Below are 26,047 nucleotides of genomic sequence, written 5' to 3'. Positions count from 1 at the left end.
CTCTTTAGAATCAAGGCACTCGCTTTTATTCTGCTCCGTTAAGGAATTTCCATGCTCAAATCAACACTGGCGGCGATGGCTGCCGTTTTCGCCATTTCAGCGTTCTCCCCGGCCATGGCGGCAAAGGGCGATCCGCATGTGCTGCTGACCACCTCGGCAGGGAACATTGAGCTTGAGTTAAACAGTCAGAAAGCCCCGATTTCCGTGGATAACTTCCTGAAGTACGTCAACAGCGGCTTCTACAACAACACCACCTTCCACCGCGTGATCCCGGGTTTCATGGTGCAGGGCGGCGGCTTTAACGAGCAGATGCAGCAGAAACAGCCTAACCCGCCGATCAAGAATGAAGCAGACAACGGCCTGCGCAACACCCGCGGGACCATCGCGATGGCGCGTACCGCCGACCAGGATAGCGCCACCAGCCAGTTCTTCATCAACGTGGCGGATAACGCCTTCCTTGACCATGGTCAGCGCGACTTTGGCTATGCGGTGTTTGGCAAGGTAGTGAAAGGTATGGACGTCGCGGATAAGATCTCCCAGGTCCAGACCCATAACGTCGGCCCATACCAGAATGTGCCGACCAAACCGGTCGTTATCCTCTCTGCGAAAGTGCTGCCCTAATCCTTCCACGGCGCGGTGTGCTATCGCCGCGCCCGGTTGCCTCCCGGCATAACCTGAAATTGCTGCTTATACTTGTGGCACACAGGGGACGATAAGGGGGGCGACGATGCGTCCACTCACCGAAAAGCAAAAATCCCGACTCTGGGAACAGACACGCAATACCAATTTTCAGGCCAGTCGTCGCCTTGAAGGCGTGACGGTGCCGCTGGTTACGTTGACTGCCGAAGAGGCGCTGGCGCGTCTGGCGACGCTGCGGAGGGAGTATGAGCGATAAATTCGGCGATGAACGCGATCCTTACCTCTACCCGGCGCTGAATGTCCTGCGCAACCGCCTCGGCATCCGGCAGGCTAAAAATCTGCAACAGGCCGCCTTTGAGATGACGGCGTTGCGGGCGGCAACCTTGCCGCTGGGGCCGCGGGTGCGCGGCTTACCCTATCTATGCGCGATTCATCATCAGCTGTATCAGGATCTGTTTGACTGGGCCGGCCGGTTGCGTGAAGTGAACCTCTATCTGGGCGATACGCCGTTCTGCCACTTTGCCCGGATCGAGGAGGAGGGGAACGCCCTGATGCAGGCCCTTGAGCAGGAGGATTATCTCAATGGCCTGCCGCGCGAGACCTTTATCGAACGCCTGAGCTGGTTCTATGGCGAAATTAATGTGCTGCATCCTTTTCGTCTTGGCAATGGCCTGACCCAGCGCATTTTCTTTGAACAGCTGGCGATACATGCCGGCTACCTGCTTGACTGGCGTGACGTCGACCCCGCCGGCTGGAGCGCGGCCTGCCAGCAGAGCGCGATGGGCGATCCGGCTCCGCTGGTGGCGATCTTTCGCAAAGTGGTAAGCGAAGCGCGGGAATCTGAGTAGAATAGCCCGGTTTTGATTGTTCCGGAGCCGCTATGATCCTGCTTATCGATAATTATGACTCTTTCACCTGGAATCTGTATCAGTACTTCTGCGAACTGGGTGCGGAAGTACTGGTCAGGCGCAATGATGCGTTGACGCTGGAGGAGATAGCGGCGCTGGCGCCGGAGAAAATCGTGATCTCGCCAGGCCCCTGCACGCCGAATGAGGCGGGGATTTCCCTCGCGGTTATCCGCCACTATGCGGGGAAAACGCCGCTACTGGGCGTCTGTCTCGGGCACCAGGCGATAGCCCAGGCGTTTGGCGCGACCATCGTACGGGCGGCACAGGTGATGCATGGTAAAACCTCGCTTATTGAGCATAACGGCGAAGGGGTGTTTCAGGGGCTGAATAATCCCCTGACGGTGACCCGTTATCACTCGCTGGTGATTGACCCGCCGACGCTCCCGCCCGAGTTTATCGTCACCGCCCGCAGCGCCAGCGCTGAGATTATGGGGATCCGCCACCGCGACTGGGATCTTGAGGGCATGCAGTTTCATCCGGAAAGCATCCTCAGCGAGCAGGGCCATCAATTGCTGGAAAACTTTCTGAAGCGGTGATTTTCAGTTGCCATTGACTGATTTTTTATGCATATTTTGTGATTATATTTTCATGATTGCATCTGCATAACGAAGAGGGATGGGCAAGACATGGCAACTGAACAACCGGCAATCACCCGCGCCACATTCGATGAAGTTATTTTGCCGATTTATGCACCAGCAGAATTCATCCCGGTGAAAGGGAAAGGCAGCCGCGTCTGGGATCAGCAGGGCAAAGAGTATGTTGATTTTGCCGGCGGTATCGCGGTGACGGCGCTCGGCCATTGCCACCCGGCGCTGGTGGCGGCGCTCCACGAGCAGGGCGAAACGCTGTGGCACACCAGCAACGTCTTTACCAATGAGCCAGCGCTGCGTCTGGGACGTAAACTTGTCGAGGCCACCTTCGCCGAGCGCGTGGTGTTTATGAACTCCGGTACGGAAGCCAATGAAACGGCCTTTAAGCTGGCGCGTCACTATGCGGTGACCCGCCATAGCCCGTATAAAACCAAAATCATTGCCTTCCATAATGCCTTCCATGGCCGCTCCCTGTTTACCGTTTCCGTCGGTGGGCAGCCGAAGTACTCCGATGGTTTCGGCCCGAAACCGGCGGATATTGTCCATGTTCCCTTCAACGACCTGCAGGCGGTAAAAGCGGTGATGGATGACCACACTTGCGCAGTGGTGGTGGAGCCGATTCAGGGCGAAGGCGGCGTGACGGCAGCGACGCCGGCCTTCCTGCAGGGGCTGCGTGAGCTGTGCGATCAGCACCAGGCGTTGTTAGTCTTTGATGAAGTGCAGTGCGGTATGGGACGTACCGGATCGCTGTTCGCCTATATGCATTACGGTGTGACGCCGGATATTCTGACCAGCGCCAAAGCGCTCGGCGGCGGCTTCCCGGTCAGCGCCATGCTGACCACCCATGAGATCGCCAGCGCCTTCCATGCGGGTTCCCATGGCTCAACCTACGGCGGCAACCCGCTGGCCTGCGCGGTCGCCAACGCCGCCTTCGATCTAATCAATACCCCGGCGGTGCTGGATGGCGTGAGCGCGAAGCGCGAACTGTTCGTCAAACACCTGCAGCAGCTGGATGCTGAATTTGATCTGTTCAGTGATATTCGCGGGATGGGCCTGCTGATTGGCGCCGAACTCAAGCCGCAGCACAAGGGCCGCGCGCGTGATTTCCTCTATGCCGCTGCGCAAGCCGGCGTCATGGTGCTCAACGCCGGGCCGGACGTGATGCGTTTTGTTCCCTCGCTGATCATCGACGAGCAGGATATTGCCGAGGGGATGGCGCGTTTTGCCCAGGCAGTGGCAAAGGTGATTAACGGCTGATTTTCCGCAGCCAGATGCCATGATGCGGCCGCTGACGCCATGCTACTGACGATATGGTATGCATGGTGTTCAGATGGCCCAGAATGCGTTGCAGGTGCTGCTCCAGGGTACTTAACGGACCGTTCGGCACCTCTGTTTCCGGCGACTCCAGAATATTGGCATCCCCTGCGCTGCCGGGACCATCGCTGTCCAGCCGCTGCTGGCAGCGTTGCAAGGCAATCTCACAAGATTCGAGATAGCGCTGGGCAAGATCCGGGGTGAGCATCGTATGCTCCCGGGCCAGGGTGGTCATAGCGTTGATGTGTTCGACGATAAACTGACTGTGCGTCACCCACAGCTTCATATCTTCCAGGTAGTGGGTATTAAAACCGGGCTCCTGCATCGCCTGATTCAGGGAGTTGTAGAGCGCGTTATGCGCCTGGTTGACGCGCATGCGTTGATAGGCCAGCGCGGGGGCTTTTGGATCGGCGCTGAGGATCAGGCGAATCGCCTGCTGGTCGGCCTCCAGCGCATCGTGGGCGTTTTTTTTCAGCAGGCCGCTCTGCCACTGCGGCCACAGCCAGACCATCCCGCCGAAGGCGATCAGGCAGCCGATAAGCGTGTCGATAAGCCGGGCGACAATAAACTGTTCGCCGTTGAGCGTCAGCAGTTGCAGGGTATACACCGCCGTCACCGTAAAGCCTACCATCGCCCAGCCATAGTGTTTACGGATGATCAGATAGCTGAGCAGGGTAATCAGCAGCATTCCACTCAGGGTATAGCTCTCCGGAACGTGAAAGTGCAAGGTTAGCCCGGCGATGACCAGACCGGCGAGCGTTCCCGCCGCCCGGTGAACAATTCGCACCCGCGTGGCGCCGTAGCCATTTTGCGTGACGAAGAGTACCGTCATCAGGATCCAGTAGGGCTTCGGCAAATGCAGGGCGTTACCCATCAGGCTGGCGAAGCTCAGCATCACGCTGATGCGCGCGGCATTGCGCAGTGCGGGTGATTTCAGCGACAGATAGTTCTTTAGCGCGGGAAACAGCGGTAAACGACGCTCTTTGTCGGCCATCAGATCCCGGGCATACAGGGGGCGCTGGGTATGCAGCACCCGGGCGATACGGCTAAAGTGCCAGGCGCAGAACTGACCGACCGGGTTGTCCGGATGCTGGCGGGCGATCTTTTCCAGAGCCTCAATCTGTTTATCCATCTGAAAACGCTGCGGAAAGCGATGATAGAGAATATCATCCGCCAGCACGCGCAGGCGGGCAGCGACGGTTTGCGCATTCCAGCGGATCACCGCTTCGGCATGGCTGCGTTCCACCAGCTTTTGTACCTCTTCTGGTTGATGCAGGCTAACCGAAATATGTTCCTGTAGATCCAGCCCAACCTGGAACGCCCGCAGCAGACGCTTGTGGTCGTTGCGTTGGTTGGCGGCCAGCATATGCATCTGCTGATAGCACTGGGTAATCAGGTCGACTACCTTCTGCTGGCGGGTGAGCAGCGGCGGCAGGGCGGTCGACGGATCGGTATGCTGGGTCAACAGACTGTATTTGGCTTCACAATAGTCAGCCAGTTCCCGGTAAAGCAGGCTGAGCGACTCCCGCAGCGGCTGTTCGCGCCACAGCCAGAACCAGAGCCAGTTAAACACGCCGTACCACAGCGTACCGAAAGCGTAGATCAGCAGTGGTTCCCAGATGGGCATATTGCCCGCCAGGCTCAGGGTAAAGATAGCGGCGATCAGCGACGCGGGCAGCAGGCGCGCGTGCAGCGAACTGATCTCCGCGGTGACGCCGAGCAATAGCGCCAGGCCGCTGAGAATAAGCGGCAGGGGAATGGCCTGAGCGAGCAGCAACTGCACCACCAGACTGCATCCGGCAAACAGACAGCCGCCGATAATCAGACGTTTGAAAAAGCGCTTATGTGGGGTATCAAGACCGGCAATGTTGCAGCAGGCGGGCACTAAGGAAAACAACAGCCCCTGCTGGAGATGGCCGAGCAGAAGACCGATGGCCACAGGCAGACACAGCACCAGCGTTTGCCGCAGTGCATAGTTGACTTCCGGGTGGTAAATCAGCCTGCGCCACATGAGGGAAAAACAAAAACGGCGTACTGCAGGAGCAATACGCCGCTTAGCAACTTAACGGGTGCCGTAGACGACGATAGTTTTACCGTGTGCGGAAATCAAGTTCTGATCTTCCAGCATTTTCAAAATACGGCCAACCGTTTCACGAGAGCAGCCGACGATCTGACCAATTTCCTGACGGGTAATTTTAATTTGCATACCGTCCGGGTGGGTCATGGCATCAGGTTGCTTCGCCAGGTTCAGCAGCGTCTGGGCGATACGGCCCGTCACGTCGAGGAAGGCGAGGTTGCCCACTTTCTCAGACGTGACCTGCAGACGGCGAGCCATTTGCGAAGAGAGACGCATCAGAATGTCCGGGTTAACCTGGATCAGCTGACGGAATTTCTTATAAGAGATTTCGGCCACTTCACATGCGGTTTTCGCCCGTACCCAGGCGCTACGCTCCTGACCCTCTTCAAACAGGCCTAATTCACCGATGAAATCGCCCTGGTTGAGGTAGGAGAGGATCATCTCTTTACCTTCTTCATCCTTGATGAGTACAGCCACGGAGCCTTTAACGATGTAGTACAGCGTTTCTGCTTTTTCACCCTGGTGGATCAGCGTGCTCTTTGATGGGTACTTATGAATGTGGCAATGAGACAAGAACCATTCAAGGGTAGGGTCTGTTTGCGGTTTGCCAAGCACCATGCGCGGTTATCCTCTGTTATAAGCTATCTCCGGGCGCCGACACTACACGGCGTCCGGGCATGCAATCGTATTGTTTCCCTATACCTGGGAAGCTGGCTGATGATTTTTCGACAGCCCGTAATGTGAACTCCTCTGCATACATGCAGTACATCAATGTAATACTGTAGCATCCAGACTGTTTTAGCATAGCTTTCGCCGCATGTCTCCTGGTGTCTCGCTTCAGCATGACGCAGGTCGCCTTCCGTTGCGAGAATTGTTATGTGCGCGTAATCTGACAGGAAAATTGCGATACTGGAGTTAAATTTTATGCAAGCGCGTGTGAAATGGGTTGAAGGGTTAACCTTTATCGGGGAGTCCGCGTCAGGACACCAGATTCTGATGGATGGCAACTCCGGGGATAAGGCACCCAGCCCGATGGAGATGGTGCTGATGGCGGCGGGCGGTTGCAGTGCGATCGATGTGGTTTCTATTCTGCAAAAAGGTCGCCATGAGGTGACCAACTGCGAAGTGAAGCTGACGTCGGAGCGCCGCGAAGAGGCGCCGCGTCTGTTTACGCATATTAATCTGCACTTTATCGTCACCGGTAAGGCGCTGAAAGATGCCGCGGTCTCCCGGGCGGTGGATCTGTCGGCAGAGAAATACTGCTCGGTGGCGCTGATGCTGGAAAAAGCGGTGAAGATCACCCACTCCTATGAAGTGATCGAGGCGTAGTCTTCGCCTGCCGTTGTGAAGCATCTCAACCCCGGCCTGGCCGGGGTTTTTTCTGTTAGCCGATCTTGCGGCCTTCCATCAGGCGCTCGACCAGCGGCGTCATGATAAGCTCCATCGCCAGCCCCATTTTACCGCCCGGCACCACCAGCGTGTTCATGTGCGAGATAAACGACCCCTGCAGCATCGCCAGCAGCCAGGGGAAGTCGATATTCTGCAGGTTACGGAAATGGATCACCACAAAGCTCTCGTCCAGCGAGGGAATAGTTTTCGCGGCAAACGGGTTGGAAGTGTCTACCGTCGGCACGCGCTGAAAGTTGATATGGGTGCGGGAAAATTGCGGGGTAATGAAGTTGATGTAGTCTTCCATCGAGCGGACGACTGAGTCCATCACCGCCTCCCGGGAGTGGCCGCGCTCGCTGGTGTCGCGAATAAGCTTTTGGATCCACTCGAGGTTAACGATAGGCACTACGCCGACCAGCAGGTCGACATGGCTGGCGACATCATGATGCGGCGTGACAACCCCGCCGTGCAGCCCCTCATAGAACAGTACGTCTGTCGGCTCCGGCAGCGGCTGCCAGGGGGTGAAAGTCCCTGGCACCTGATTCCACGGTACGGCTTCGTCATAGGTGTGCAGGTATTTCCGCGACTGGCCTTTTCCGTGGCGGCCATAGTCGACAAAGGTCTGCTCCAGCAGGCCAAAGTCGTTCGCCTCCGGGCCAAAGTAGCTGATATGTTTGCCCTGATCCCGCGCCTTGCGGATCGCCATGTCCATTTCCGGGCGGGTGTAGCGATGAAAGCTATCGCCTTCCACCTCCGCGGCGTGCAGGTTTAGCTGCGCGAAGATTTTGCGAAAGGCAAGGCTGGTGGTGGTAGTGCCCGCGCCGCTGGAGCCCGTGACGGCGATCACCGGATGTTTGGCAGACATAACAACTCCCTGGTTAAACGATGTAGTGGCGTCGCCTTAGCCGTTAAACAGCGCACGCGGCATAATATTGACCGTCTCATGCAGTTCCGACCACACAAGAACCGCCTCTCCGCGTTTCAACTGCTGTTTTACATCGGCGACTTTATCGGCAAGTGAACGTTCATGTTCACCATAATCGGTGCCTTCACGTAACACAAAGCTTTCAATCAGGTTATCCAGCGTTTCGGGATCCAGATCCTGCCAGGGAATAATCATACGGGGGCCTCCAGCCAACGGTTTAACCAGTCCGGGATGCGTCTTTCCAGCCACATCTCCGGCTTACGCAGGGTGCCGCCGACGAAACCAACGTGGCCGCCTTGCTCAGTTAATTGATACTCAACGTTCGCCGGCAGTTGCTCCTGCGGTGGTATGGAGTGGTGATCCATAAATGGATCGTCTTTCGCGTGAATGATGAGCGTTGGCTTAGTGATATCGCTGAGCCGCGGCATGGCGCTGCATTGCCGGTAATAATCCAGCGCATCGGCGAAACCATGGATTTTGGCGGTGATCATATCGTCAAATTCCCGGATGCGGCGCATCCCTTTAAGCTGGCGTAAATCGACAGGCAGTGAGCCAGGATACGCTTTCAGCTTGCGTGAGGCATTGGCTTTTAACAGATTGAGCAGATAGCGCTGATAAACCCGCGAGAAGCCCTTATCCATATGATAGCTGCAGGCTTCGAGCATGAAAGGCGCGGAGACGATCACCGCCGCATCCAGCGGGCAGCGGTCGCCTTCTTCTGCCAGCAGGCAGCCCAGCATATTGCCGCCCAGTGAATAGCCGACGGCCGCAGTCGGCGCGGGACCAAACTCGCGCTGTAGCCAGTGCAGAAACCAGGTGCCATCTTCTGTTTCGCCGGAGTGATAGATGCGGTTATTGCGGTTAGGTTCGCCGCTGCAGCCGCGGAAATGCATAACCACGCCCAGCCAGCCGCGTTGCATCGCCGCATGGATCAGACCATGGGCGTACGGGCTGTGCAGGCTTCCTTCGAGACCATGAAAGACGACGAGGCGCGGCTTATGGCGCGCCTGATGCGGGTCTTCGCTCCAGGCCAGATCGACAAAATCGCCGTCCGGCAGCTCAAGGCGCTGCCAGTGCGGGGTAAAGCGCAATTTACGGCGGATCAGCCGCGGCAGCATGGTTTGCAGATGACGATTGCCCACGCCGCGCATCGGATGGAACTCACGCGAATCGTTTTCGGGGGGCGTCATGTCTGTGGGGATGATTTCAACCATAGCACCAGAACAATTAATAAACGTGATGATGACTATACCGCGCAGGGCGCACAGGGGTTAGCCAATATGTGGTCTTGTGGCCAGCGACGCCAGGTTACAGCAAAAACAAATCATTGATGTCACTGATGGCAGGCCATGGAGAGGGCAGAAACCCACCCTGCCAGCGGCATCGTACGCGCAGGCAGGATGAGGAAGTCAATATTAGCCTTCCTGAAGCATCTGCTCCAGCTGCTCCTGGGCCTCCAGCCAGGCCATTTCACACTCCTCCAGCCCGGACTTCGCGCTGGCCTGCTGCTGCAGGCATTCGGTCAGTTCGGCTTTACGTGAGGCGTCATAAAGCTCACTGTCGCCAAGTTTTTCTTCCGCACTGGCCAACTGCGCGTTGAGCTTGTCCATCTCTTTTTCCAGACGGGCGATCTCTTTGCGCAGCGGTTGGGTCTGGCTGCGCAGTTCCGCTTCCCGACGCTTCTGGTCCTTGCGCGCCTGGGCGCTGTTGCCGCTCTCTTTTGGCGCGTCGCTGCTCTGTGATTCCTGTTTTTGCGAGTCGCTGAGCCACTGCTGATAATCTTCCAGATCGCCGTCGAACGGCTCGACTTTACCGTCATGGACGAGGTACAGATCGTCGGTGGTGGAGCGGATCAGGTGACGATCGTGCGACACGACAACCAGCGCCCCTTCAAAGTCGATCAGCGCTTCGGTTAAGGCCTGACGCATATCGAGGTCAAGGTGGTTGGTCGGTTCATCGAGCAGCAGCAGGTTAGGGCGCTGCCAGACGATCAGGGCCAGTACCAGTCGCGCTTTTTCTCCACCAGAGAAGCGGCGGGTCTCTTCGCTGACCTTATCGCCCTGGAAACCAAAGCCGCCCAGATAATCACGCAGTTTCTGCTCCAGTTCCTGCGGGGCCAGGCGCGCCAGGTGCTGCAGCGGCGACTCATCGGCACGCAGGAACTCCAGTTGATGCTGGGCGAAGTAGCCGAGCTTGATACCTTTTGCGAGACCGATCTCGCCGCTCACCGGCTGGAGTTCACCCGCCAGCAGCTTAATCAGAGTCGACTTCCCGGCGCCGTTGCGGCCCAGCAGGCCGATGCGCGAGCCCGGCACCAGATTGAGCTTGATGGAGTCGAGGATAATACGCTCGCCGTAACCGGCGCTGACTTTCTCCATTTTCAGTAACGGGTTAGGCAGACTCTCCGGCTGGCGGAAGCTGAAGTGGAACGGGTTATCCACGTGCGCCGGGGCGATAAGCTCCATCCGTTCGAGCATTTTGATACGGCTTTGCGCCTGCTTGGCCTTGGTGGCCTTCGCGCGGAAGCGGTCGATATAACTTTGTAGATGCGCAACGCGCTGCTGCTGGCTTTCGTACATCGCCTGCTGCTGAGAGAGACGGGTAGCGCGCTGCACTTCGAACGAGCTGTAGTTACCGGTGTACTCAAACATCGTCTGCTGTTCGATATGGATAATTTTGTCGACGATAGGATCGAGAAAATCGCGATCGTGGGAGATCAGGATCAGCGTACCTGTGTAACCCTTAAGCCATTTTTCGAGCCAGATGACGGCATCGAGGTCGAGGTGGTTAGTCGGTTCATCGAGCAGCAGCAGATCGGAGCGGCAAATCAGCGCCTGGGCGAGGTTAAGGCGCATACGCCAGCCGCCGGAAAAATCGCTGACTGGCCGCTCCAGCTGTTCGTTGCTGAATCCCAGACCGTGCAGCAGGCTGGCAGCGCGCGAACGGATGGTCCAGGCGTCGATGGCGTCCAGCTTGCCGTGGACCGTGGCGATGGCATGGCCGTCGTTGCGCTCATTTGCCTGCTGGAGCGCGGCTTCCAGCTGGCGGTATTCACGATCGCCATCAATAACATAATCGATAGCCGGCTGAGGCAGCGCCGGGGTTTCCTGATTCACCCATGCCAGCTGCCAGCTGCCTGGAAAGGTCATACTGCCGCCGTCAGCGCTTATCTCGTTTTTCAAAAGCGATAGCAGCGTCGATTTCCCGCAGCCGTTTTTCCCCACCAGACCGACCTTTTGGCCAGGGTTGATGGTAGCGGTGGCGTTGTCCAGCAGGACGCGTACGCCGCGACGAATTTGTAACGAGGAGAAAACAATCATAAGGCGCCGTATGTTCAGACTATGTTAATTTGTCATTATGATAATGTAGTGTGGAAGCGAATCGCTTCACCGGGCCGCCATGGTAGCCCAAAACGAAGACGATACACAAAGTCATTCTGGCGGTGTCAGAACACCGGGGCTGCGCAGGCCGCCAGAAGACCTACGGGAGGGGAATGATGTCTCAGACAGCGAAAGTGTTGCTGCTGTATGCCCACCCAGAATCTCATGATTCCGTGGCCAACCGGGTTTTATTAGAGCCGGCCTTACAGTTGCCGAACGTCACCGTGCACGATCTTTACGCGCACTATCCGGATTTTTTTATCGATATCGCTCATGAACAGGACCTGCTGCGCCAGCATGAGGTGATTGTTTTCCAGCATCCTTTATATACCTGGAGCTGTCCGGCGCTGCTCAAGGAGTGGCTGGATCGTGTGTTAAGCCGCGGCTTCGCCAGCGGTGCCGGAGGAAACGAACTGGCGGGAAAGTACTGGCGTAGTGTGATCACCACCGGCGAACCTGAGAGCGCCTACCGTCGCGATGCCAATCGCTATCCGATGAACGATATTTTACGTCCTTTTGAACTGACCGCCGGCATGTGCCGTATGCACTGGATGAGCCCCATTATTGTCTACTGGGCACGGCGGCAACAGCCAGAGGAATTGCGTAGCCGCGCTCGGGCCTACCGGGACTGGCTGGCCAATCCCCTTACCGCCGGAGGTATACATGGCGGGATCTGATTTGCTGCTGGCGGGCGTTCTTTTTTTGTTCGCCGCCGTTATTGCCGTACCTCTGGCCTCAAGATTGGGTATTGGCGCGGTGCTGGGCTATCTGCTGGCCGGGATTGCGATTGGCCCGTGGGGACTTGGGTTTATCAGCGATGTGGATGAAATTCTCCATTTCTCTGAGCTCGGCGTAGTGTTTCTGATGTTTATCATCGGCCTGGAGCTTAATCCGGCCAAGCTATGGCGGCTGCGGAGCTCCATCTTCGGCGTCGGCGCGGCGCAGGTGATGCTCAGCGCGGCGATCCTTGGCGGTCTGCTGATGACGACCGGGTTTTCATGGCAGGCGGCGGTGGTCGGCGGGATCGGCCTGGCGATGTCTTCCACCGCCATGGCGCTGCAGCTGATGCGTGAGAAGGGAATGAGCCGCAGCGAATCGGGGCAGTTAGGCTTTTCGGTCCTGCTGTTTCAGGATCTGGCGGTGATCCCGGCGCTGGCGCTGGTTCCCCTGCTGGCCGGTTCCGCGGATGAGCATGTTAACTGGCTGACGGTCGGTATGAAGGTCCTGGCCTTTGCCGGGATGCTGATTGGCGGACGCTATCTGCTGCGGCCGGTGTTCCGTTTCATCGCCAGCTCAGGGGTCAGGGAAGTGTTTACTGCCGCCACGCTACTGCTGGTCCTTGGGTCGGCGCTGTTTATGGAGGCGCTGGGGTTGTCGATGGCGCTGGGTACCTTTATCGCCGGCGTGCTGCTGGCGGAAAGCGAGTATCGCCACGAACTGGAAATCGCTATCGATCCGTTCAAGGGGCTGCTGCTTGGGCTGTTCTTTATCTCCGTCGGCATGGCGCTGAACCTTGGCGTGCTGTATACCCATCTGCTGTGGGTGGCGGTGAGTGTGGCGGTGCTGGTGGCGGTAAAAATGCTGGTGCTCTATCTGCTGGCCCGTCTCTATGGCCTGCGAAGTTCAGAGCGGATGCAGTTTGCGGGCGTATTAAGCCAGGGCGGTGAGTTCGCCTTTGTCCTCTTTTCGCTGCCCGCCTCTCAGCGGTTGTTCCAGCATGACCAGATGGCGCTGCTGCTGGTGGCGGTGACGTTGTCGATGATGACGACGCCGCTGCTGATGAAGGGGATAGATAAGCTATTGTCGCGACGGCTGAATCCGGCAGATGATACCGATGAGGCGCCGTGGGTGGAGGATGACAAGCCGCAGGTGATTATTGTCGGGTTTGGTCGCTTTGGTCAGGTTATCGGTCGCCTGCTGATGGCCAATAAGATGCGTATTACGGTGCTGGAGCGGGACATCAGCGCGGTGAATCTGATGCGTAACTATGGCTATAAAGTCTATTTTGGCGATGCCACCCAGCTGGAGCTGCTGCGCTCGGCGGGAGCGGAAGAGGCGCAGTCGATCGTCATCACCTGTAATGAGCCAGAAGACACCATGCGGCTGGTGGAAATGTGTCAACAACACTTTCCACATCTGCATATTCTGGCCCGCGCTCGCGGTCGCGTTGAGGCGCATGAGCTGCTGCAGGCCGGTGTGACGCAGTTTTCTCGTGAAACCTTTTCCAGTGCACTGGAACTGGGGCGCAAAGCGCTCATCACCCTGGGGATGCATCCTCACCAGGCCCAGCGCGCGCAACTGCACTTCCGACGGCTCGATATGCGAATGCTGCGCGAGTTAATGCCAGTGCATACTGATACGGTACAGGTATCTCGCGTGCGGGAAGCCCGACGCGAACTGGAAGAGATTTTTCAGCGTGAAATGCAGAAAGAAAGCCGGCAGCTGGACGGCTGGGACGAGTTTGAATAAAGGTAAATCATATGGCAGTGCGTAAACGTTTTATTGCCGGGGCGAAATGTCCGGCGTGCCAGGCGCAGGATTCGCTGGCGATGTGGCGTGAGAATAATGTCGATGTCGTTGAATGCGTTAAGTGCGGTCATCAGATGCGTGAGGCGGATAAAGAGGCCCGTGAGCATGTACGCAAAGAGGAGCAGGTGATTGGCATTTTTCATCCCGACTAGCGTTATCCGTCGGCTTTTTTTAAGCTAGAGGGTACACGGCTGCAGAATTCCGCTACAATCTGCGCCACTATTCTTCCCATCTCAGGAGATATCATGAAAGTAGCAAAAGACCTGGTGGTCAGCCTGGCCTATCAGGTACGTACAGAAGACGGTGTGTTGGTTGATGAGTCTCCGGTAAGCGCGCCGCTGGATTACCTGCACGGTCACGGCTCCCTGATTTCCGGCCTGGAAAACGCGCTGGATGGCCACGAAGTGGGCGACAAATTTGACGTAGCTGTCGGCGCTAACGACGCTTACGGCCAGTATGACGAAAACTTGGTGCAGCGTGTACCGAAAGACGTCTTTATGGGCGTTGATGAACTGCAGGTTGGTATGCGCTTCCTGGCGGAAACCGATCAGGGTCCAGTACCGGTAGAAATCACTGAAGTTGAAGACGACCACGTTGTGGTTGATGGCAACCACATGCTGGCTGGCCAGAACCTGAAGTTCAATGTGGAAGTTGTCGCTATTCGTGAAGCAACGGCTGAAGAGCTGGAGCATGGTCACGTGCATGGCGCTCATGGCCACGATCACGATCATGACCATGGTCATGACGGTTGCTGCGGCGGCCACGGCCACGATCATGGTCACGACCATGAACACGGCAAAGGTGGTTGCGGTAACGGCGGTTGCGGTTGCCACTAATGGCGTCGCGTTCGCGCGGATAGCCAAAAAAAGCGGGGAAACCCGCTTTTTTTACGTCTCAATAATGGGGAGGCGGCGTCTCTTCTGCCTGAGAGGCGATATGGGACGGTTGGGTCGCCTTCAGTTTCTCGATCATCAGACGCATATGCTCCCGCATCTTCGCCATCTCTATCTCGTGGGCGGTCACGGTTTTATTGAGGTCTTCGATGGTGATTTCCTGAAACGCCAGCCGGCTTTCCAGCTCTGCAAGGCGCGTTTCTAATGTGCTATCGTGCATGGGTAACCTCTTTAGTCTGATCCTGCGAGCGGATTCTACTTAAGTTTCTCTTTTCGCGCAGCATCACTGCGTCTGACAGGAAACTTATTCATACAAAAATAGTCCTAAAAGAGGCGATATTCAGGAACGTCCGTATGTAGATTTTAACGGCAACGTTCTATAGTACGTTTTTTGCTTTTTACGATAACCCTGGGGTGAGAGGCCCCGGCCCTGGAGAAATGGATGAAATCACTGTTTAAAGTAACGCTGCTGGCGACCACAATGGCCGTCGCCCTGAATGCACCGCTGACCTTTGCTGCAGATGCGGCGGCGAAGGCAGCCCCAGCGGCTGAGAGTAAATCGGCATTTAAAAATGACGATCAGAAATCCGCCTATGCACTGGGCGCGTCTCTCGGGCGTTACATGGAAAACTCCCTGAAAGAACAAGAAAAGCTGGGCATTAAGCTGGACAAAGCCCAGTTGATCGCCGGCGTACAGGACGCGTTTGCCGATAAGAGCAAGCTGTCCGACCAGGAGATCGAACAGACTCTGCAGGCCTTTGAAACGCGCGTGAAGACCGCGGCTCAGCAGAAAATGGAAAAAGACGCGACTGAGAACGAAGCCAAAGGCAAAACCTTCCGCGATAGCTTTGCTAAAGAGAAGGGCGTGAAAACATCGAAAACTGGCCTGCTGTATAAAGTCGAGAAAGAAGGCACTGGTGATGCGCCGAAAGACAGCGACACCGTGGTGGTTAACTACAAAGGCACCCTGATCGACGGTAAAGAGTTTGATAACTCTTATACCCGCGGTGAGCCGCTCTCTTTCCGCCTGGACGGCGTGATCCCGGGCTGGACGGAAGGCCTGAAGAACATCAAGAAAGGCGGTAAAATCAAGCTGGTCATTCCACCGGATCTGGCTTACGGCAAAACCGGCGTTCCGGGGATCCCGGCCAACTCTACGCTGGTCTTTGACGTAGAACTGCTGGATATCAAACCGGCGCCGAAGGCGGATGCACAGCCGGAAGCCGCTGGCGACGCGAAAGCCGCAGACGCGAACGCTGACGCTAAGAAGTAATCGGGTTCAGGCCGCCGTCTCGTCAGAGGCGGCGGCTTTTTTATTGAGCGCAGATATAATTAAAACTGGAAAGATCCTCAGGCGCTGTATTACTTTAGATAGCTTAATAATGATGATGAGCCTGCCCTGACAATAACGACAGGCTCCTGAAAAGGAGTGCTTTTTTTCATGTCCAGGTCGCTTTTAACCAACGAAACCAGCGAGCTTGACCTGCTGGATCAACGTCCCTTTGACCAGACCGATTTCGATATTCTTAAATCTTATGAAGCGGTGGTGGACGGGTTAGCGATGCTCATCGGTTCGCACTGTGAAATCGTGCTGCATTCTTTGCAGGATCTTAAATGCTCTGCCATCCGTATCGCCAATGGTGAACATACCGGCCGCCAAATCGGTTCACCGATTACCGATCTTGCGCTGCGCATGCTGCACGATATGACGGGCGCCGATAGCAGCGTTTCCAAATGCTACTTCACCCGTGCCAAAAGCGGCGTACTGATGAAGTCGGTGACGATAGCCATTCGCAATCGCGATCATCGGGTGATCGGTCTGCTGTGCATCAACATGAATCTGGATGTGCCTTTTTCACAGATCATGAGCACCTTTATTCCGCCAGAAACGCCGGAGGTCAACTCACCGGTGAACTTTGCTTCCTCGGTTGACGATCTGGTCGCGCAGACGCTGGAATTCACCATTGAAGAGGTGAACGCCGATCGCAGCGTGTCTAATAATGCGAAAAACCGCCAAATCGTGCTGAATCTCTACGAAAAAGGGATCTTCGATATCAAAGACGCCATTAACCAGGTGGCCGATCGTCTGAATATCTCCAAGCATACCGTCTACCTCTATATCCGCCAGTTCAAGAGCGGCGATTTCCAGGGGCTGGATAAGTAATGCGTTTTGCCCTCACGGTGACTGGCCCTGCCTATGGGACCCAGCAGGCGAGCAGCGCCTGGCAGTTTGCCCAGGCCGTATTGCAGGAAGGTCATGAACTGGCATGTGTTTTTTTCTATCGCGAAGGCGTACTCAACGCTAATCAGCTGACGGCGCCCGCCAGCGATGAGTTCGATCTGGTGCGCGCATGGCAGTCACTGCACGATGAACAAGGTGTGGCATTGCACATCTGCGTGGCGGCAGCCTTACGTCGAGGCGTAACGGACGAACGTGAAGCGCAACAGCTCGCGCTGGCCAGCCACAATTTGCAACCCGGCTTCACGCTGAGCGGGCTCGGCGCGCTGGCGGAAGCCGCGCTCACTTGCGATCGGATGGTGCAGTTCTGATGAAACGTGTGGCTTTTATTTTTTCCTCCGCGCCGCACGGCAGCGCCGCCGGCAGGGAAGGGCTCGATGCCTTATTAGCAACCTCCGCGCTCACCGACGAGATTGGCGTGTTCTTTGTAGGCGACGGCGTTTTTCAACTGCTGCCCGATCAACGGCCGGGTGCAGTGCTGGCTCGCGACTACATAGCCACCTTTAAACTGCTGTCACTGTATGATATCGATCAGTGCTGGCTGTGTGCCGACTCCGCGCGGGAGCGCGGTCTGGACCCCGCTACTCCGTGGGTGGTGGATGTCGAATGCCTGGCGCCGGATGCCCTGCGCGCCCGTCTGCATGAATTTGATGTGATTTTGCGTTTCTGAGGTCCCCATGCTCCATACGCTCAGTGTTTCTCCCTGGCATGCCGATATCGCAGCAATGCTTCGAGTGATGGATCACGGCGACGATCTGTTATTGCTGTCTGATGGCGTCACGGCGGCCATCGCCGGCGGTCGCTTCCTTGAGATCCTGCAATCCGCCCCCATAACCCTCTATGTGCTGCAAGACGACGTTGACGCCCGCGGGCTGGCTGGTCAAATTGCGGACAGTGTCGGTAGGGTTAGCTATACTGATTTCGTCAGACTCACGGTAAAACATGCCGGTCAGCTGGCCTGGTGATGGCGGGATCGTTGTATATTTCTTGACACCTTTTCGGCACCGCCCTAAAATTCTGCGTCCTCATATTATATGAGGCGATTTATTACGTGTTTACGAAGCAAAAGCTAAAACCAGGAGCTATTTAATGGCAACAATTAACCAGCTGGTACGCAAACCACGCGCACGCAAAGTTGCAAAGAGCAACGTGCCTGCGCTGGAAGCCTGCCCGCAGAAACGTGGCGTATGTACTCGCGTATATACCACCACTCCTAAGAAACCGAACTCCGCACTGCGTAAAGTTTGCCGTGTGCGTCTGACTAACGGTTTCGAAGTCACCTCCTACATCGGTGGTGAAGGTCACAACCTGCAGGAGCACTCCGTGATCCTGATCCGTGGCGGTCGTGTTAAAGACCTTCCGGGTGTTCGTTACCACACCGTTCGTGGTGCGCTTGACTGCTCCGGCGTTAAAGACCGTAAGCAGGCTCGCTCCAAGTACGGCGTGAAGCGTCCTAAGGCTTAATGGTTCTCCGTTAAGTAAGGCCAAACTGATTTACCTTAATGTCATACTAAACTCTTAGAGTTTTGGACAATCCTGAATTAACAACGGAGTATTTCCATGCCACGTCGTCGCGTCATTGGTCAGCGTAAAATTCTGCCGGATCCGAAGTTCGGATCAGAACTGCTGGCTAAATTTGTCAATATCCTGATGGTAGATGGTAAAAAATCTACTGCAGAAGCAATCGTATACAGCGCGCTGGAGACCCTGGCTCAGCGCTCTGGTAAAAATGAACTGGAAGCTTTCGAAGTCGCTCTCGACAACGTGCGCCCGACTGTAGAAGTTAAGTCTCGCCGCGTTGGTGGTTCTACTTATCAGGTTCCAGTTGAAGTTCGTCCGGTTCGTCGTAATGCTCTGGCAATGCGTTGGATCGTTGAAGCTGCTCGTAAACGCGGTGATAAATCCATGGCTCTGCGCCTGGCGAACGAACTCACTGATGCTGCAGACAACAAAGGTACTGCAGTTAAGAAACGTGAAGACGTTCACCGTATGGCCGAAGCCAACAAGGCGTTCGCACACTACCGTTGGTAATCCCTTCGGAGTCATAGTCACCAGGCGGGCGCTTCAGATGAGTCGCCCGCTCTGGATAACTTAACTGAACGCCTAAAGAAATAAACGAGGAATCAAATGGCTCGTACAACACCCATCGCACGCTACCGTAACATCGGTATCAGTGCGCACATCGACGCCGGTAAAACCACTACTACCGAACGTATTCTGTTCTACACCGGTGTAAACCACAAAATCGGTGAAGTTCATGACGGCGCCGCTACCATGGACTGGATGGAGCAGGAGCAGGAACGTGGTATCACCATCACTTCCGCTGCGACTACTGCATTCTGGTCTGGTATGGCTAAGCAGTATGAACCGCACCGTGTAAACATCATCGACACCCCGGGGCACGTTGACTTCACTATCGAAGTAGAACGTTCCATGCGTGTTCTTGATGGTGCGGTAATGGTTTACTGCGCAGTTGGTGGTGTTCAGCCACAGTCTGAAACCGTATGGCGTCAGGCAAACAAATATAAAGTTCCGCGCATTGCGTTCGTTAACAAAATGGACCGCATGGGTGCGAACTTCCTGAAAGTTGTTGGTCAGATCAAAACCCGTCTGGGCGCGAACCCGGTTCCGCTGCAGCTGGCGATTGGTGCTGAAGAAGGTTTCACCGGTGTTGTTGACCTGGTGAAAATGAAAGCCATCAACTGGAACGATGCAGACCAGGGCGTTACCTTCGAATACGAAGATATCCCGGCTGACATGCAGGACCTGGCTGACGAATGGCACCAGAACCTGATCGAGTCCGCTGCGGAAGCTTCCGAAGAGCTGATGGAGAAATACCTGGGTGGTGAAGAACTGACTGAAGAAGAGATCAAAAAAGCTCTGCGTCAGCGTGTTCTGAACAACGAAATCATCCTGGTAACCTGCGGTTCTGCGTTCAAGAACAAAGGTGTTCAGGCGATGCTGGATGCGGTAATTGATTACCTGCCATCCCCGGTTGATGTTCCGGCAATCAACGGTATTCTGGACGACGGTAAAGATACCCCGGCTGAGCGTCACGCAAGTGACGAAGAGCCGTTCTCTGCACTGGCGTTCAAAATCGCTACCGACCCGTTTGTTGGTAACCTGACCTTCTTCCGTGTGTACTCCGGTGTGGTTAACTCTGGTGATACCGTACTGAACTCCGTGAAAGCTGCACGTGAGCGTTTCGGTCGTATCGTACAGATGCACGCTAACAAACGTGAAGAGATCAAAGAAGTTCGCGCGGGCGACATCGCTGCTGCTATCGGTCTGAAAGACGTAACCACTGGTGACACCCTGTGTGACCCGGATGCGCCGATCATTCTGGAGCGTATGGAATTCCCTGAGCCGGTAATCTCCATCGCCGTTGAGCCGAAAACCAAAGCTGACCAGGAAAAAATGGGTCTGGCTCTGGGTCGTCTGGCTAAAGAAGACCCGTCATTCCGCGTATGGACTGACGAAGAGTCTAACCAGACCATCATCGCCGGTATGGGTGAGCTGCACCTCGACATCATCGTTGACCGTATGAAGCGTGAATTCAACGTTGAAGCGAACGTCGGTAAACCTCAGGTTGCTTACCGTGAAGCGATTCGCGCGAAAGTTACCGATATCGAAGGTAAACACGCCAAGCAGTCTGGTGGTCGTGGTCAGTACGGTCACGTTGTGATCGACATGTACCCGCTGGAGCCGGGCTCTAACCCGAAAGGTTACGAGTTCATCAACGACATCAAAGGTGGTGTAATTCCTGGCGAATACATCCCGGCCGTTGATAAAGGCATCCAGGAACAGCTGAAAGCTGGTCCGCTGGCAGGTTACCCGGTAGTTGATATGGGTATCCGTCTGCACTTCGGTTCTTACCACGACGTTGACTCCTCTGAGCTGGCGTTTAAACTGGCTGCGTCTATTGCCTTTAAAGAAGGCTTTAAGAAAGCAAAACCAGTTCTGCTTGAGCCGATCATGAAGGTTGAAGTAGAAACTCCGGAAGAGAACACTGGTGATGTTATCGGTGACTTGAGCCGTCGTCGCGGTATGCTGCGCGGTCAGGAATCCGAAGTAACCGGCGTTAAGATCCACGCTGAAGTACCGCTGTCCGAAATGTTCGGTTATGCAACTCAGCTGCGTTCTCTGACCAAAGGTCGTGCATCATACACCATGGAATTCCTGAAGTATGATGATGCGCCGAACAACGTTGCTCAGGCCGTTATTGAAGCCCGTGGTAAATAATCCACAGGATTAAAACCTAAGTCCCGTGCTCTCTCCGAAGGGGAGAGCACTATAGTAAGGAATATAGCCGTGTCTAAAGAAAAATTTGAACGTACAAAACCGCACGTCAACGTTGGTACTATCGGCCACGTTGACCATGGTAAAACTACCCTGACTGCTGCCATCACTACCGTTCTGGCTAAAACCTACGGTGGTTCTGCTCGTGCATTCGACCAGATCGATAACGCACCGGAAGAAAAAGCTCGTGGTATCACCATCAACACCTCTCACGTTGAATATGACACCCCGACTCGCCACTACGCGCACGTAGACTGCCCGGGCCACGCCGACTATGTTAAAAACATGATCACCGGTGCTGCGCAGATGGACGGCGCGATCCTGGTTGTTGCTGCGACTGACGGCCCGATGCCGCAGACTCGTGAGCACATCCTGCTGGGTCGTCAGGTAGGCGTTCCGTACATCATCGTGTTCCTGAACAAATGCGACATGGTTGATGACGAAGAGCTGCTGGAACTGGTTGAGATGGAAGTTCGTGAACTGCTGTCTCAGTACGATTTCCCGGGCGACGACACTCCGATCGTTCGTGGTTCTGCTCTGAAAGCGCTGGAAGGCGACGCAGAGTGGGAAGCGAAAATCATCGAACTGGCTGGCCACCTGGATACCTATATCCCGGAACCAGAGCGTGCGATTGACAAGCCGTTCCTGCTGCCGATCGAAGACGTATTCTCCATCTCCGGTCGTGGTACCGTTGTTACCGGTCGTGTAGAGCGCGGTATCATCAAAGTCGGTGAAGAAGTTGAAATCGTTGGTATCAAAGACACCGCGAAAACCACCTGTACTGGCGTTGAAATGTTCCGCAAACTGCTGGACGAAGGCCGTGCTGGTGAGAACGTTGGTGTTCTGCTGCGTGGTATCAAACGTGAAGAAATCGAACGTGGTCAGGTACTGGCTAAGCCGGGCAGCATCAAGCCGCACACCAAGTTCGAATCTGAAGTGTACATCCTGTCCAAAGACGAAGGCGGCCGTCATACTCCGTTCTTCAAAGGCTACCGTCCGCAGTTCTACTTCCGTACTACTGACGTGACTGGCACCATCGAACTGCCGGAAGGCGTAGAGATGGTTATGCCGGGCGACAACATCAAAATGGTTGTTACCCTGATCCACCCGATCGCGATGGACGACGGTCTGCGTTTCGCAATCCGTGAAGGCGGCCGTACCGTTGGCGCGGGCGTTGTAGCTAAAGTTCTGGGCTAATTCGTTAGCTTCGAATAAAAAGGGCGCTTCGGCGCCCTTTTTGCTGCGCGCAGTTCCGCGAAATAACGTGTACAACACACCATTCATAACGTGCGCTGCGGCGGATAATGCGCAAATGGTCTATTGTAATCATAACTATTCTCATTTAATATTTGTGCATAAATTGAACGGGAGTTTATATGTACGTTTGTTTGTGCAATGGCGTTAGCGATAAAAAAATTCGCCAGGTTGTTCGCCAGTTTCAACCGCAATCTTTTCAGCAATTACGTAAGTTTGTTCCCGTTGGAAATCAATGCGGTAAGTGTGTTCGAGCTGCACGTGAAGTGATGGAAGATGAATTAACCACCATGCCGGAATTCAAAGAAATCGCCTGAAGTCCGCGCTTCTCTTTTGACATCCCTATAGGCCGGACTACGCTTCAATAAGTGGAAGCGGAGGGACTATATAATGAAAGGTGATGTCAAAATCATAAGTTATCTCAATAAATTATTGGGAAATGAGCTGGTCGCAATCAATCAGTACTTTCTCCATGCGAGAATGTTCAAAAACTGGGGTCTGATGCGCCTCAACGATATTGAGTACCACGAATCAATTGATGAAATGAAGCACGCCGATAAGTACATCGAGCGTATTCTTTTCCTCGAAGGCATTCCTAATCTGCAGGATCTCGGCAAACTTGGCATCGGTGAAGATGTGGAAGAGATGCTGCAGTCAGATTTACGCCTGGAGCTGGAAGGCGCGCAAAACCTGCGTGAAGCGATCGCCTATGCCGACAGCGTACATGACTATGTCAGCCGCGATATGATGATTGAGATCCTGGCGGATGAAGAAGGCCATATCGACTGGCTGGAAACCGAACTCGATCTCATTGGCAAAATTGGCCTGCAAAATTACCTGCAGTCGCAGATCAAAGTGTCAGATTAGCCAGCGTTTGCCACCCGCACCAGAAACCTGCTGCCGCCAGAAATGGCCCAAATGGCAGCGGGTTATTCTTTTCCCATTTTCTGTTGCCGCCGCACCTGGCGGACAGTCCCAATATCACCCACGTCATGCCAGCGAGCAATGACGCTACCAGCACCAGCTGCGGCAGCATTCGCCAGCCATGCCAGGCCCCAAGGGCGGCGAGATATTTTATATCGCCATAGCCTAATCCTTCATGCCCACGGACCCTGCGGTATAGCCAATAAAGGGCGGCAAACGAGAGATAGCCGGCTAGTGCTCCCCAGACAGCCTCGTTGAGCTGATGCGGCGCCAGACAGAGATAAAAAAGCAAGCCGCTCCATAGCAGGGGACAGGTGAAACGGTCTGGCAGCAAGCCGTAACGCAGGTCCTGCTGACATAATGCTAGCGTCAATCCGCTATAGCACAGTAAGAAGGGGAGGGCGGCGAGCATAGGTTACCCCGTGATGAGCAATGAACATGGCCTCACTATGCTTATCGGCTCGGCGCAGGGCAAAATGCAATTTTCGAGAGTGGATGGCGCTTTGCGGATTTATTGGCAGCGTTACGGCGCTTGCACAGCGCACTATCGCGAAGACGCGCAAATCCCGGTGATGATTTTCTAAACAGCGCTTGCGTCGTGCCAGAATTTGCGTATAATGCGCGGGCCTGTCAAAGTTGACAGCCGGTTCGATATGAACCCTGATAGTGCTTTTTGCTATCAAACAATGTCCCCAATCGGGGGACTATGTAAGAACGGTTACACTCTCCCATCAATCGTAATGGGTATGAGGAGTAATCATTTCGTCTATAAAATAATTGGAGCTCTGGTCTCATGCAGAACCAAAGAATCCGTATCCGCCTTAAAGCGTTTGATCATCGTCTGATCGATCAATCAACCGCGGAAATCGTCGAGACTGCTAAGCGCACTGGTGCGCAAGTCCGTGGTCCGATCCCGCTGCCGACCCGCAAAGAGCGCTTTACCGTTCTGATCTCCCCGCACGTCAACAAAGACGCGCGTGATCAGTACGAGATTCGCACTCACAAGCGTCTGGTTGACATCGTTGAGCCAACTGAAAAAACCGTTGATGCTCTGATGCGTCTGGATCTGGCTGCCGGTGTAGACGTGCAGATCAGCCTGGGTTAATCAGGTCATCGAGCGATTGAGAGGTTGAAACAATGATTGGTTTAGTCGGTAAAAAAGTGGGCATGACCCGCATCTTCACTGAAGATGGCGTATCTATCCCAGTAACCGTAATCGAAGTTGAAGCAAACCGCGTTACTCAGGTTAAAGACCTGGCTAACGATGGCTACCGCGCAATCCAGGTTACCACCGGTGCTAAAAAAGCTAACCGTGTAACCAAGCCGGAAGCGGGTCACTTCGCTAAAGCTGGCGTTGAAGCTGGCCGTGGTCTGTGGGAATTCCGTCTTGCTGACGGCGAAGAATTCACCGTAGGTCAGAACATTAGCGTTGAACTGTTTGCTGACGTTAAAAAAGTTGACGTAACCGGTACCTCTAAAGGTAAAGGTTTTGCTGGTACCGTTAAGCGCTGGAACTTCCGTACCCAGGACGCTACTCACGGTAACTCCTTGTCTCACCGCGTTCCGGGTTCTATCGGTCAGAACCAGACTCCGGGCAAAGTGTTCAAAGGCAAGAAAATGGCAGGTCAGCTGGGTAATGAGCGTGTAACCGTTCAGAGCCTGGACGTAGTACGTGTTGACGCTGAGCGCAACCTGCTGCTGGTTAAAGGTGCTGTCCCGGGTGCTACCGGTAGCGACCTGATCGTTAAACCAGCTGTGAAGGCGTGAGGAGATAGCAATGGAATTAGTATTGAAAGACGCGCAGAGCGCGCTGACTGTTTCCGAAACTACCTTCGGTCGTGATTTCAACGAAGCGCTGGTTCACCAGGTTGTTGTTGCTTATGCAGCTGGTGCGCGTCAGGGCACTCGTGCTCAGAAGACTCGTGCTGAAATCACTGGCTCCGGTAAAAAACCGTGGCGCCAGAAAGGTACCGGCCGTGCGCGTTCTGGTTCTATCAAGAGCCCGATCTGGCGTTCCGGTGGCGTGACCTTCGCTGCTCGTCCGCAGGACCACAGTCAAAAAGTTAACAAGAAGATGTACCGCGGCGCGCTGAAAAGCATTCTGTCCGAACTGGTACGTCAGGATCGTCTGATCGTTGTCGAGAAGTTCTCTGTTGAAGCGCCGAAAACTAAGCTGCTGGCACAGAAACTGAAAGACATGGCTCTGGAAGATGTGCTGATCATCACCGGTGAGCTGGACGAGAACCTGTTCCTGGCCGCACGTAACCTGCACAAGGTTGACGTACGTGATGCGAACGGTATCGACCCGGTTAGCCTGATCGCCTTCGACAAAGTCGTAATGACTGCTGATGCTGTTAAGCAAGTTGAGGAGATGCTGGCATGATTCGTGAAGAACGTCTGCTGAAGGTGCTGCGCGCACCGCACGTTTCTGAAAAAGCGTCTACTGCGATGGAAAAAACAAACACCATCGTTCTCAAAGTTGCTAAAGACGCGACCAAAGCAGAAATCAAAGCTGCTGTGCAGAAACTGTTTGAAGTCGAAGTCGAAGTCGTTAACACCCTGGTAGTTAAAGGGAAAGTTAAACGTCACGGACAGCGTATCGGTCGTCGTAGCGACTGGAAAAAAGCTTACGTCACCCTGAAGGAAGGCCAGAATCTGGACTTCGTTGGCGGCGCTGAGTAAGTCGG

Annotated in this window: 34 protein-coding genes; 26 read left to right on the top strand and 8 right to left on the bottom strand. The window is 55.1% G+C overall.

The annotated features are described in order from the left end of the window. Positions 1-51 precede the first annotated feature (51 nt). The 5 genes from ppiA (at position 52) to argD (ending at position 3,394) form a co-directional block, all read left to right on the top strand. Positions 52-621 (top strand): peptidylprolyl isomerase A, encoded by a 570-nt coding sequence (gene ppiA / locus SPE70_RS24150; protein WP_002920238.1) that lies wholly within the window; start codon positions 52-54, stop codon positions 619-621. A gap of 106 nt (positions 622-727) precedes the next feature. After that, positions 728-895 (top strand): YhfG family protein, encoded by a 168-nt coding sequence (locus SPE70_RS24145; protein WP_012540423.1) that lies wholly within the window; start codon positions 728-730, stop codon positions 893-895. Next, positions 885-1,487 (top strand): putative adenosine monophosphate-protein transferase Fic, encoded by a 603-nt coding sequence (locus SPE70_RS24140; protein WP_008807028.1) that lies wholly within the window; start codon positions 885-887, stop codon positions 1,485-1,487. The genes SPE70_RS24145 and SPE70_RS24140 overlap by 11 nt, the downstream gene beginning before the upstream one ends. Positions 1,488-1,519: 32 nt before the next feature. Further along, the gene (gene pabA, locus SPE70_RS24135) at positions 1,520-2,083 is read left to right on the top strand and encodes an aminodeoxychorismate synthase component 2 (RefSeq protein ID WP_032731331.1); all 564 of its coding nucleotides are present in this window, start codon (positions 1,520-1,522) and stop codon (positions 2,081-2,083) included. Positions 2,084-2,173: 90 nt separating this feature from the next. Next, a complete protein-coding gene (gene argD, locus SPE70_RS24130) occupies positions 2,174-3,394 on the top strand; it encodes a bifunctional acetylornithine/succinyldiaminopimelate transaminase (RefSeq protein WP_008807030.1) in 1,221 nt (406 codons plus the stop codon). On the opposite strand, the gene SPE70_RS24125 is transcribed toward argD, so the two are convergent. Beyond that, positions 3,384-5,462, bottom strand: a complete 2,079-nt coding sequence (locus tag SPE70_RS24125) for a YccS/YhfK family putative transporter (protein ID WP_061153122.1) — start codon at positions 5,460-5,462, stop codon at positions 3,384-3,386. The genes argD and SPE70_RS24125 overlap by 11 nt on opposite strands. Before the next feature lie 51 nt (positions 5,463-5,513). Further along, the gene (gene crp, locus SPE70_RS24120; RefSeq protein ID WP_000242758.1) at positions 5,514-6,146 is read right to left on the bottom strand and encodes a cAMP-activated global transcriptional regulator CRP; all 633 of its coding nucleotides are present in this window, start codon (positions 6,144-6,146) and stop codon (positions 5,514-5,516) included. A 306-nt stretch (positions 6,147-6,452) separates the two neighbouring features. On the opposite strand from crp, the gene SPE70_RS24115 reads away from it, so the two are divergent. Beyond that, positions 6,453-6,857, top strand: a complete 405-nt coding sequence (locus SPE70_RS24115; protein ID WP_004202200.1) for an OsmC family protein — start codon at positions 6,453-6,455, stop codon at positions 6,855-6,857. Between the two features lie 55 nt (positions 6,858-6,912). Here SPE70_RS24115 and SPE70_RS24110 read toward each other — a convergent pair whose 3' ends face one another. The 4 genes from SPE70_RS24110 to SPE70_RS24095 all read right to left on the bottom strand — a co-directional run bounded on the left by SPE70_RS24110 (position 6,913) and on the right by SPE70_RS24095 (position 11,162). Then, the gene (locus SPE70_RS24110) at positions 6,913-7,782 is read right to left on the bottom strand and encodes a phosphoribulokinase (RefSeq protein WP_008807033.1); all 870 of its coding nucleotides are present in this window, start codon (positions 7,780-7,782) and stop codon (positions 6,913-6,915) included. A 36-nt stretch (positions 7,783-7,818) separates the two neighbouring features. Then, the gene (locus SPE70_RS24105) at positions 7,819-8,037 is read right to left on the bottom strand and encodes a YheU family protein (protein WP_002920151.1); all 219 of its coding nucleotides are present in this window, start codon (positions 8,035-8,037) and stop codon (positions 7,819-7,821) included. Next, complete coding sequence (locus SPE70_RS24100) at positions 8,034-8,993, bottom strand: hydrolase (protein ID WP_230138755.1); 960 nt, start codon at positions 8,991-8,993, stop codon at positions 8,034-8,036. The genes SPE70_RS24105 and SPE70_RS24100 overlap by 4 nt, the downstream gene beginning before the upstream one ends. A 264-nt stretch (positions 8,994-9,257) precedes the next feature. Then, positions 9,258-11,162 carry an ABC transporter ATP-binding protein gene (locus tag SPE70_RS24095; protein ID WP_008807036.1) on the bottom strand — a complete coding sequence of 635 codons (1,905 nt, stop codon included), beginning with the start codon at positions 11,160-11,162 and terminating at the stop codon, positions 9,258-9,260. Positions 11,163-11,335: 173 nt separating this feature from the next. Between SPE70_RS24095 and kefG the strand changes: the two genes are divergently transcribed. From kefG to slyD, 4 genes are all read left to right on the top strand, one after another. Further along, positions 11,336-11,899: a glutathione-regulated potassium-efflux system ancillary protein KefG gene (gene kefG, locus SPE70_RS24090; protein ID WP_008807037.1), complete on the top strand. Its 564-nt coding sequence runs from the start codon at positions 11,336-11,338 to the stop codon at positions 11,897-11,899. Further along, a complete protein-coding gene (kefB, locus tag SPE70_RS24085; RefSeq protein WP_008807038.1) occupies positions 11,886-13,691 on the top strand; it encodes a glutathione-regulated potassium-efflux system protein KefB in 1,806 nt (601 codons plus the stop codon). Before kefG ends, kefB begins: the two co-directional genes overlap by 14 nt. Before the next feature lie 11 nt (positions 13,692-13,702). Next, positions 13,703-13,903 (top strand): YheV family putative zinc ribbon protein, encoded by a 201-nt coding sequence (locus SPE70_RS24080; RefSeq protein ID WP_002920143.1) that lies wholly within the window; start codon positions 13,703-13,705, stop codon positions 13,901-13,903. A 93-nt stretch (positions 13,904-13,996) separates the two neighbouring features. Further along, the gene (slyD, locus tag SPE70_RS24075; protein ID WP_008807039.1) at positions 13,997-14,587 is read left to right on the top strand and encodes a peptidylprolyl isomerase; all 591 of its coding nucleotides are present in this window, start codon (positions 13,997-13,999) and stop codon (positions 14,585-14,587) included. A 58-nt stretch (positions 14,588-14,645) separates the two neighbouring features. On the opposite strand, the gene SPE70_RS24070 is transcribed toward slyD, so the two are convergent. Then, positions 14,646-14,864, bottom strand: a complete 219-nt coding sequence (locus tag SPE70_RS24070) for a protein SlyX (RefSeq protein ID WP_002920136.1) — start codon at positions 14,862-14,864, stop codon at positions 14,646-14,648. A 222-nt stretch (positions 14,865-15,086) separates the two neighbouring features. Between SPE70_RS24070 and fkpA the strand changes: the two genes are divergently transcribed. The 11 genes from fkpA to bfr all read left to right on the top strand — a co-directional run bounded on the left by fkpA (position 15,087) and on the right by bfr (position 23,303). Beyond that, positions 15,087-15,917 carry an FKBP-type peptidyl-prolyl cis-trans isomerase gene (gene fkpA, locus SPE70_RS24065; RefSeq protein ID WP_012540430.1) on the top strand — a complete coding sequence of 277 codons (831 nt, stop codon included), beginning with the start codon at positions 15,087-15,089 and terminating at the stop codon, positions 15,915-15,917. A 168-nt stretch (positions 15,918-16,085) separates the two neighbouring features. Next, the gene (locus tag SPE70_RS24060) at positions 16,086-16,808 is read left to right on the top strand and encodes a helix-turn-helix transcriptional regulator (RefSeq protein WP_002920130.1); all 723 of its coding nucleotides are present in this window, start codon (positions 16,086-16,088) and stop codon (positions 16,806-16,808) included. Continuing rightward, on the top strand, positions 16,808-17,194 hold the full coding sequence (gene tusD, locus SPE70_RS24055; RefSeq protein ID WP_008807041.1) for a sulfurtransferase complex subunit TusD: 387 nt from the start codon (positions 16,808-16,810) through the stop codon (positions 17,192-17,194). Before SPE70_RS24060 ends, tusD begins: the two co-directional genes overlap by 1 nt. Continuing rightward, positions 17,194-17,553, top strand: a complete 360-nt coding sequence (gene tusC / locus SPE70_RS24050) for a sulfurtransferase complex subunit TusC (RefSeq protein ID WP_012540431.1) — start codon at positions 17,194-17,196, stop codon at positions 17,551-17,553. The genes tusD and tusC overlap by 1 nt, the downstream gene beginning before the upstream one ends. 7 nt (positions 17,554-17,560) lie before the next feature. Continuing rightward, positions 17,561-17,848, top strand: a complete 288-nt coding sequence (gene tusB / locus SPE70_RS24045) for a sulfurtransferase complex subunit TusB (RefSeq protein WP_008807043.1) — start codon at positions 17,561-17,563, stop codon at positions 17,846-17,848. A 124-nt stretch (positions 17,849-17,972) separates the two neighbouring features. Beyond that, positions 17,973-18,347, top strand: coding sequence for a 30S ribosomal protein S12 (gene rpsL / locus SPE70_RS24040; protein ID WP_002920115.1), 375 nt, complete (start codon positions 17,973-17,975; stop codon positions 18,345-18,347). A gap of 96 nt (positions 18,348-18,443) precedes the next feature. Further along, on the top strand, positions 18,444-18,914 hold the full coding sequence (rpsG, locus tag SPE70_RS24035) for a 30S ribosomal protein S7 (protein WP_008807044.1): 471 nt from the start codon (positions 18,444-18,446) through the stop codon (positions 18,912-18,914). A 96-nt stretch (positions 18,915-19,010) separates the two neighbouring features. Beyond that, positions 19,011-21,125, top strand: coding sequence for an elongation factor G (fusA, locus tag SPE70_RS24030; RefSeq protein WP_008807045.1), 2,115 nt, complete (start codon positions 19,011-19,013; stop codon positions 21,123-21,125). Between the two features lie 69 nt (positions 21,126-21,194). Then, positions 21,195-22,379 carry an elongation factor Tu gene (gene tuf / locus SPE70_RS24025; RefSeq protein ID WP_012540432.1) on the top strand — a complete coding sequence of 395 codons (1,185 nt, stop codon included), beginning with the start codon at positions 21,195-21,197 and terminating at the stop codon, positions 22,377-22,379. A gap of 179 nt (positions 22,380-22,558) precedes the next feature. After that, positions 22,559-22,753 carry a bacterioferritin-associated ferredoxin gene (gene bfd / locus SPE70_RS24020; protein ID WP_004152415.1) on the top strand — a complete coding sequence of 65 codons (195 nt, stop codon included), beginning with the start codon at positions 22,559-22,561 and terminating at the stop codon, positions 22,751-22,753. 73 nt (positions 22,754-22,826) lie between these two features. Next, entirely contained in the window at positions 22,827-23,303 is a 477-nt protein-coding gene (gene bfr, locus SPE70_RS24015; protein ID WP_004206792.1) for a bacterioferritin, read from the top strand. On the opposite strand, the gene SPE70_RS24010 is transcribed toward bfr, so the two are convergent. Then, on the bottom strand, positions 23,287-23,772 hold the full coding sequence (locus SPE70_RS24010; RefSeq protein ID WP_008807047.1) for a prepilin peptidase: 486 nt from the start codon (positions 23,770-23,772) through the stop codon (positions 23,287-23,289). The genes bfr and SPE70_RS24010 overlap by 17 nt on opposite strands. 13 nt (positions 23,773-23,785) lie before the next feature. Here SPE70_RS24010 and SPE70_RS24005 point away from each other — a divergent pair, with 13 nt between their 5' ends. The 5 genes from SPE70_RS24005 to rplW all read left to right on the top strand — a co-directional run bounded on the left by SPE70_RS24005 (position 23,786) and on the right by rplW (position 26,042). Further along, positions 23,786-23,944: a hypothetical protein gene (locus SPE70_RS24005; protein WP_153242722.1), complete on the top strand. Its 159-nt coding sequence runs from the start codon at positions 23,786-23,788 to the stop codon at positions 23,942-23,944. Positions 23,945-24,153: 209 nt separating this feature from the next. Further along, on the top strand, positions 24,154-24,465 hold the full coding sequence (gene rpsJ / locus SPE70_RS24000) for a 30S ribosomal protein S10 (protein WP_001181005.1): 312 nt from the start codon (positions 24,154-24,156) through the stop codon (positions 24,463-24,465). Between the two features lie 32 nt (positions 24,466-24,497). After that, entirely contained in the window at positions 24,498-25,127 is a 630-nt protein-coding gene (rplC, locus tag SPE70_RS23995; protein ID WP_002919796.1) for a 50S ribosomal protein L3, read from the top strand. Between the two features lie 10 nt (positions 25,128-25,137). Beyond that, positions 25,138-25,743 (top strand): 50S ribosomal protein L4, encoded by a 606-nt coding sequence (gene rplD, locus SPE70_RS23990; RefSeq protein WP_002919794.1) that lies wholly within the window; start codon positions 25,138-25,140, stop codon positions 25,741-25,743. After that, complete coding sequence (gene rplW / locus SPE70_RS23985) at positions 25,740-26,042, top strand: 50S ribosomal protein L23 (protein ID WP_000617546.1); 303 nt, start codon at positions 25,740-25,742, stop codon at positions 26,040-26,042. Before rplD ends, rplW begins: the two co-directional genes overlap by 4 nt. The last annotated feature ends 5 nt before the right edge of the window (positions 26,043-26,047 follow it).

This window comes from Klebsiella sp. ZJOU C1, from assembly GCF_035620215.1.
Lineage (GTDB): Bacteria > Pseudomonadota > Gammaproteobacteria > Enterobacterales > Enterobacteriaceae > Klebsiella > Klebsiella variicola.
This window is presented reverse-complemented; position numbering and strand designations above follow the sequence as displayed.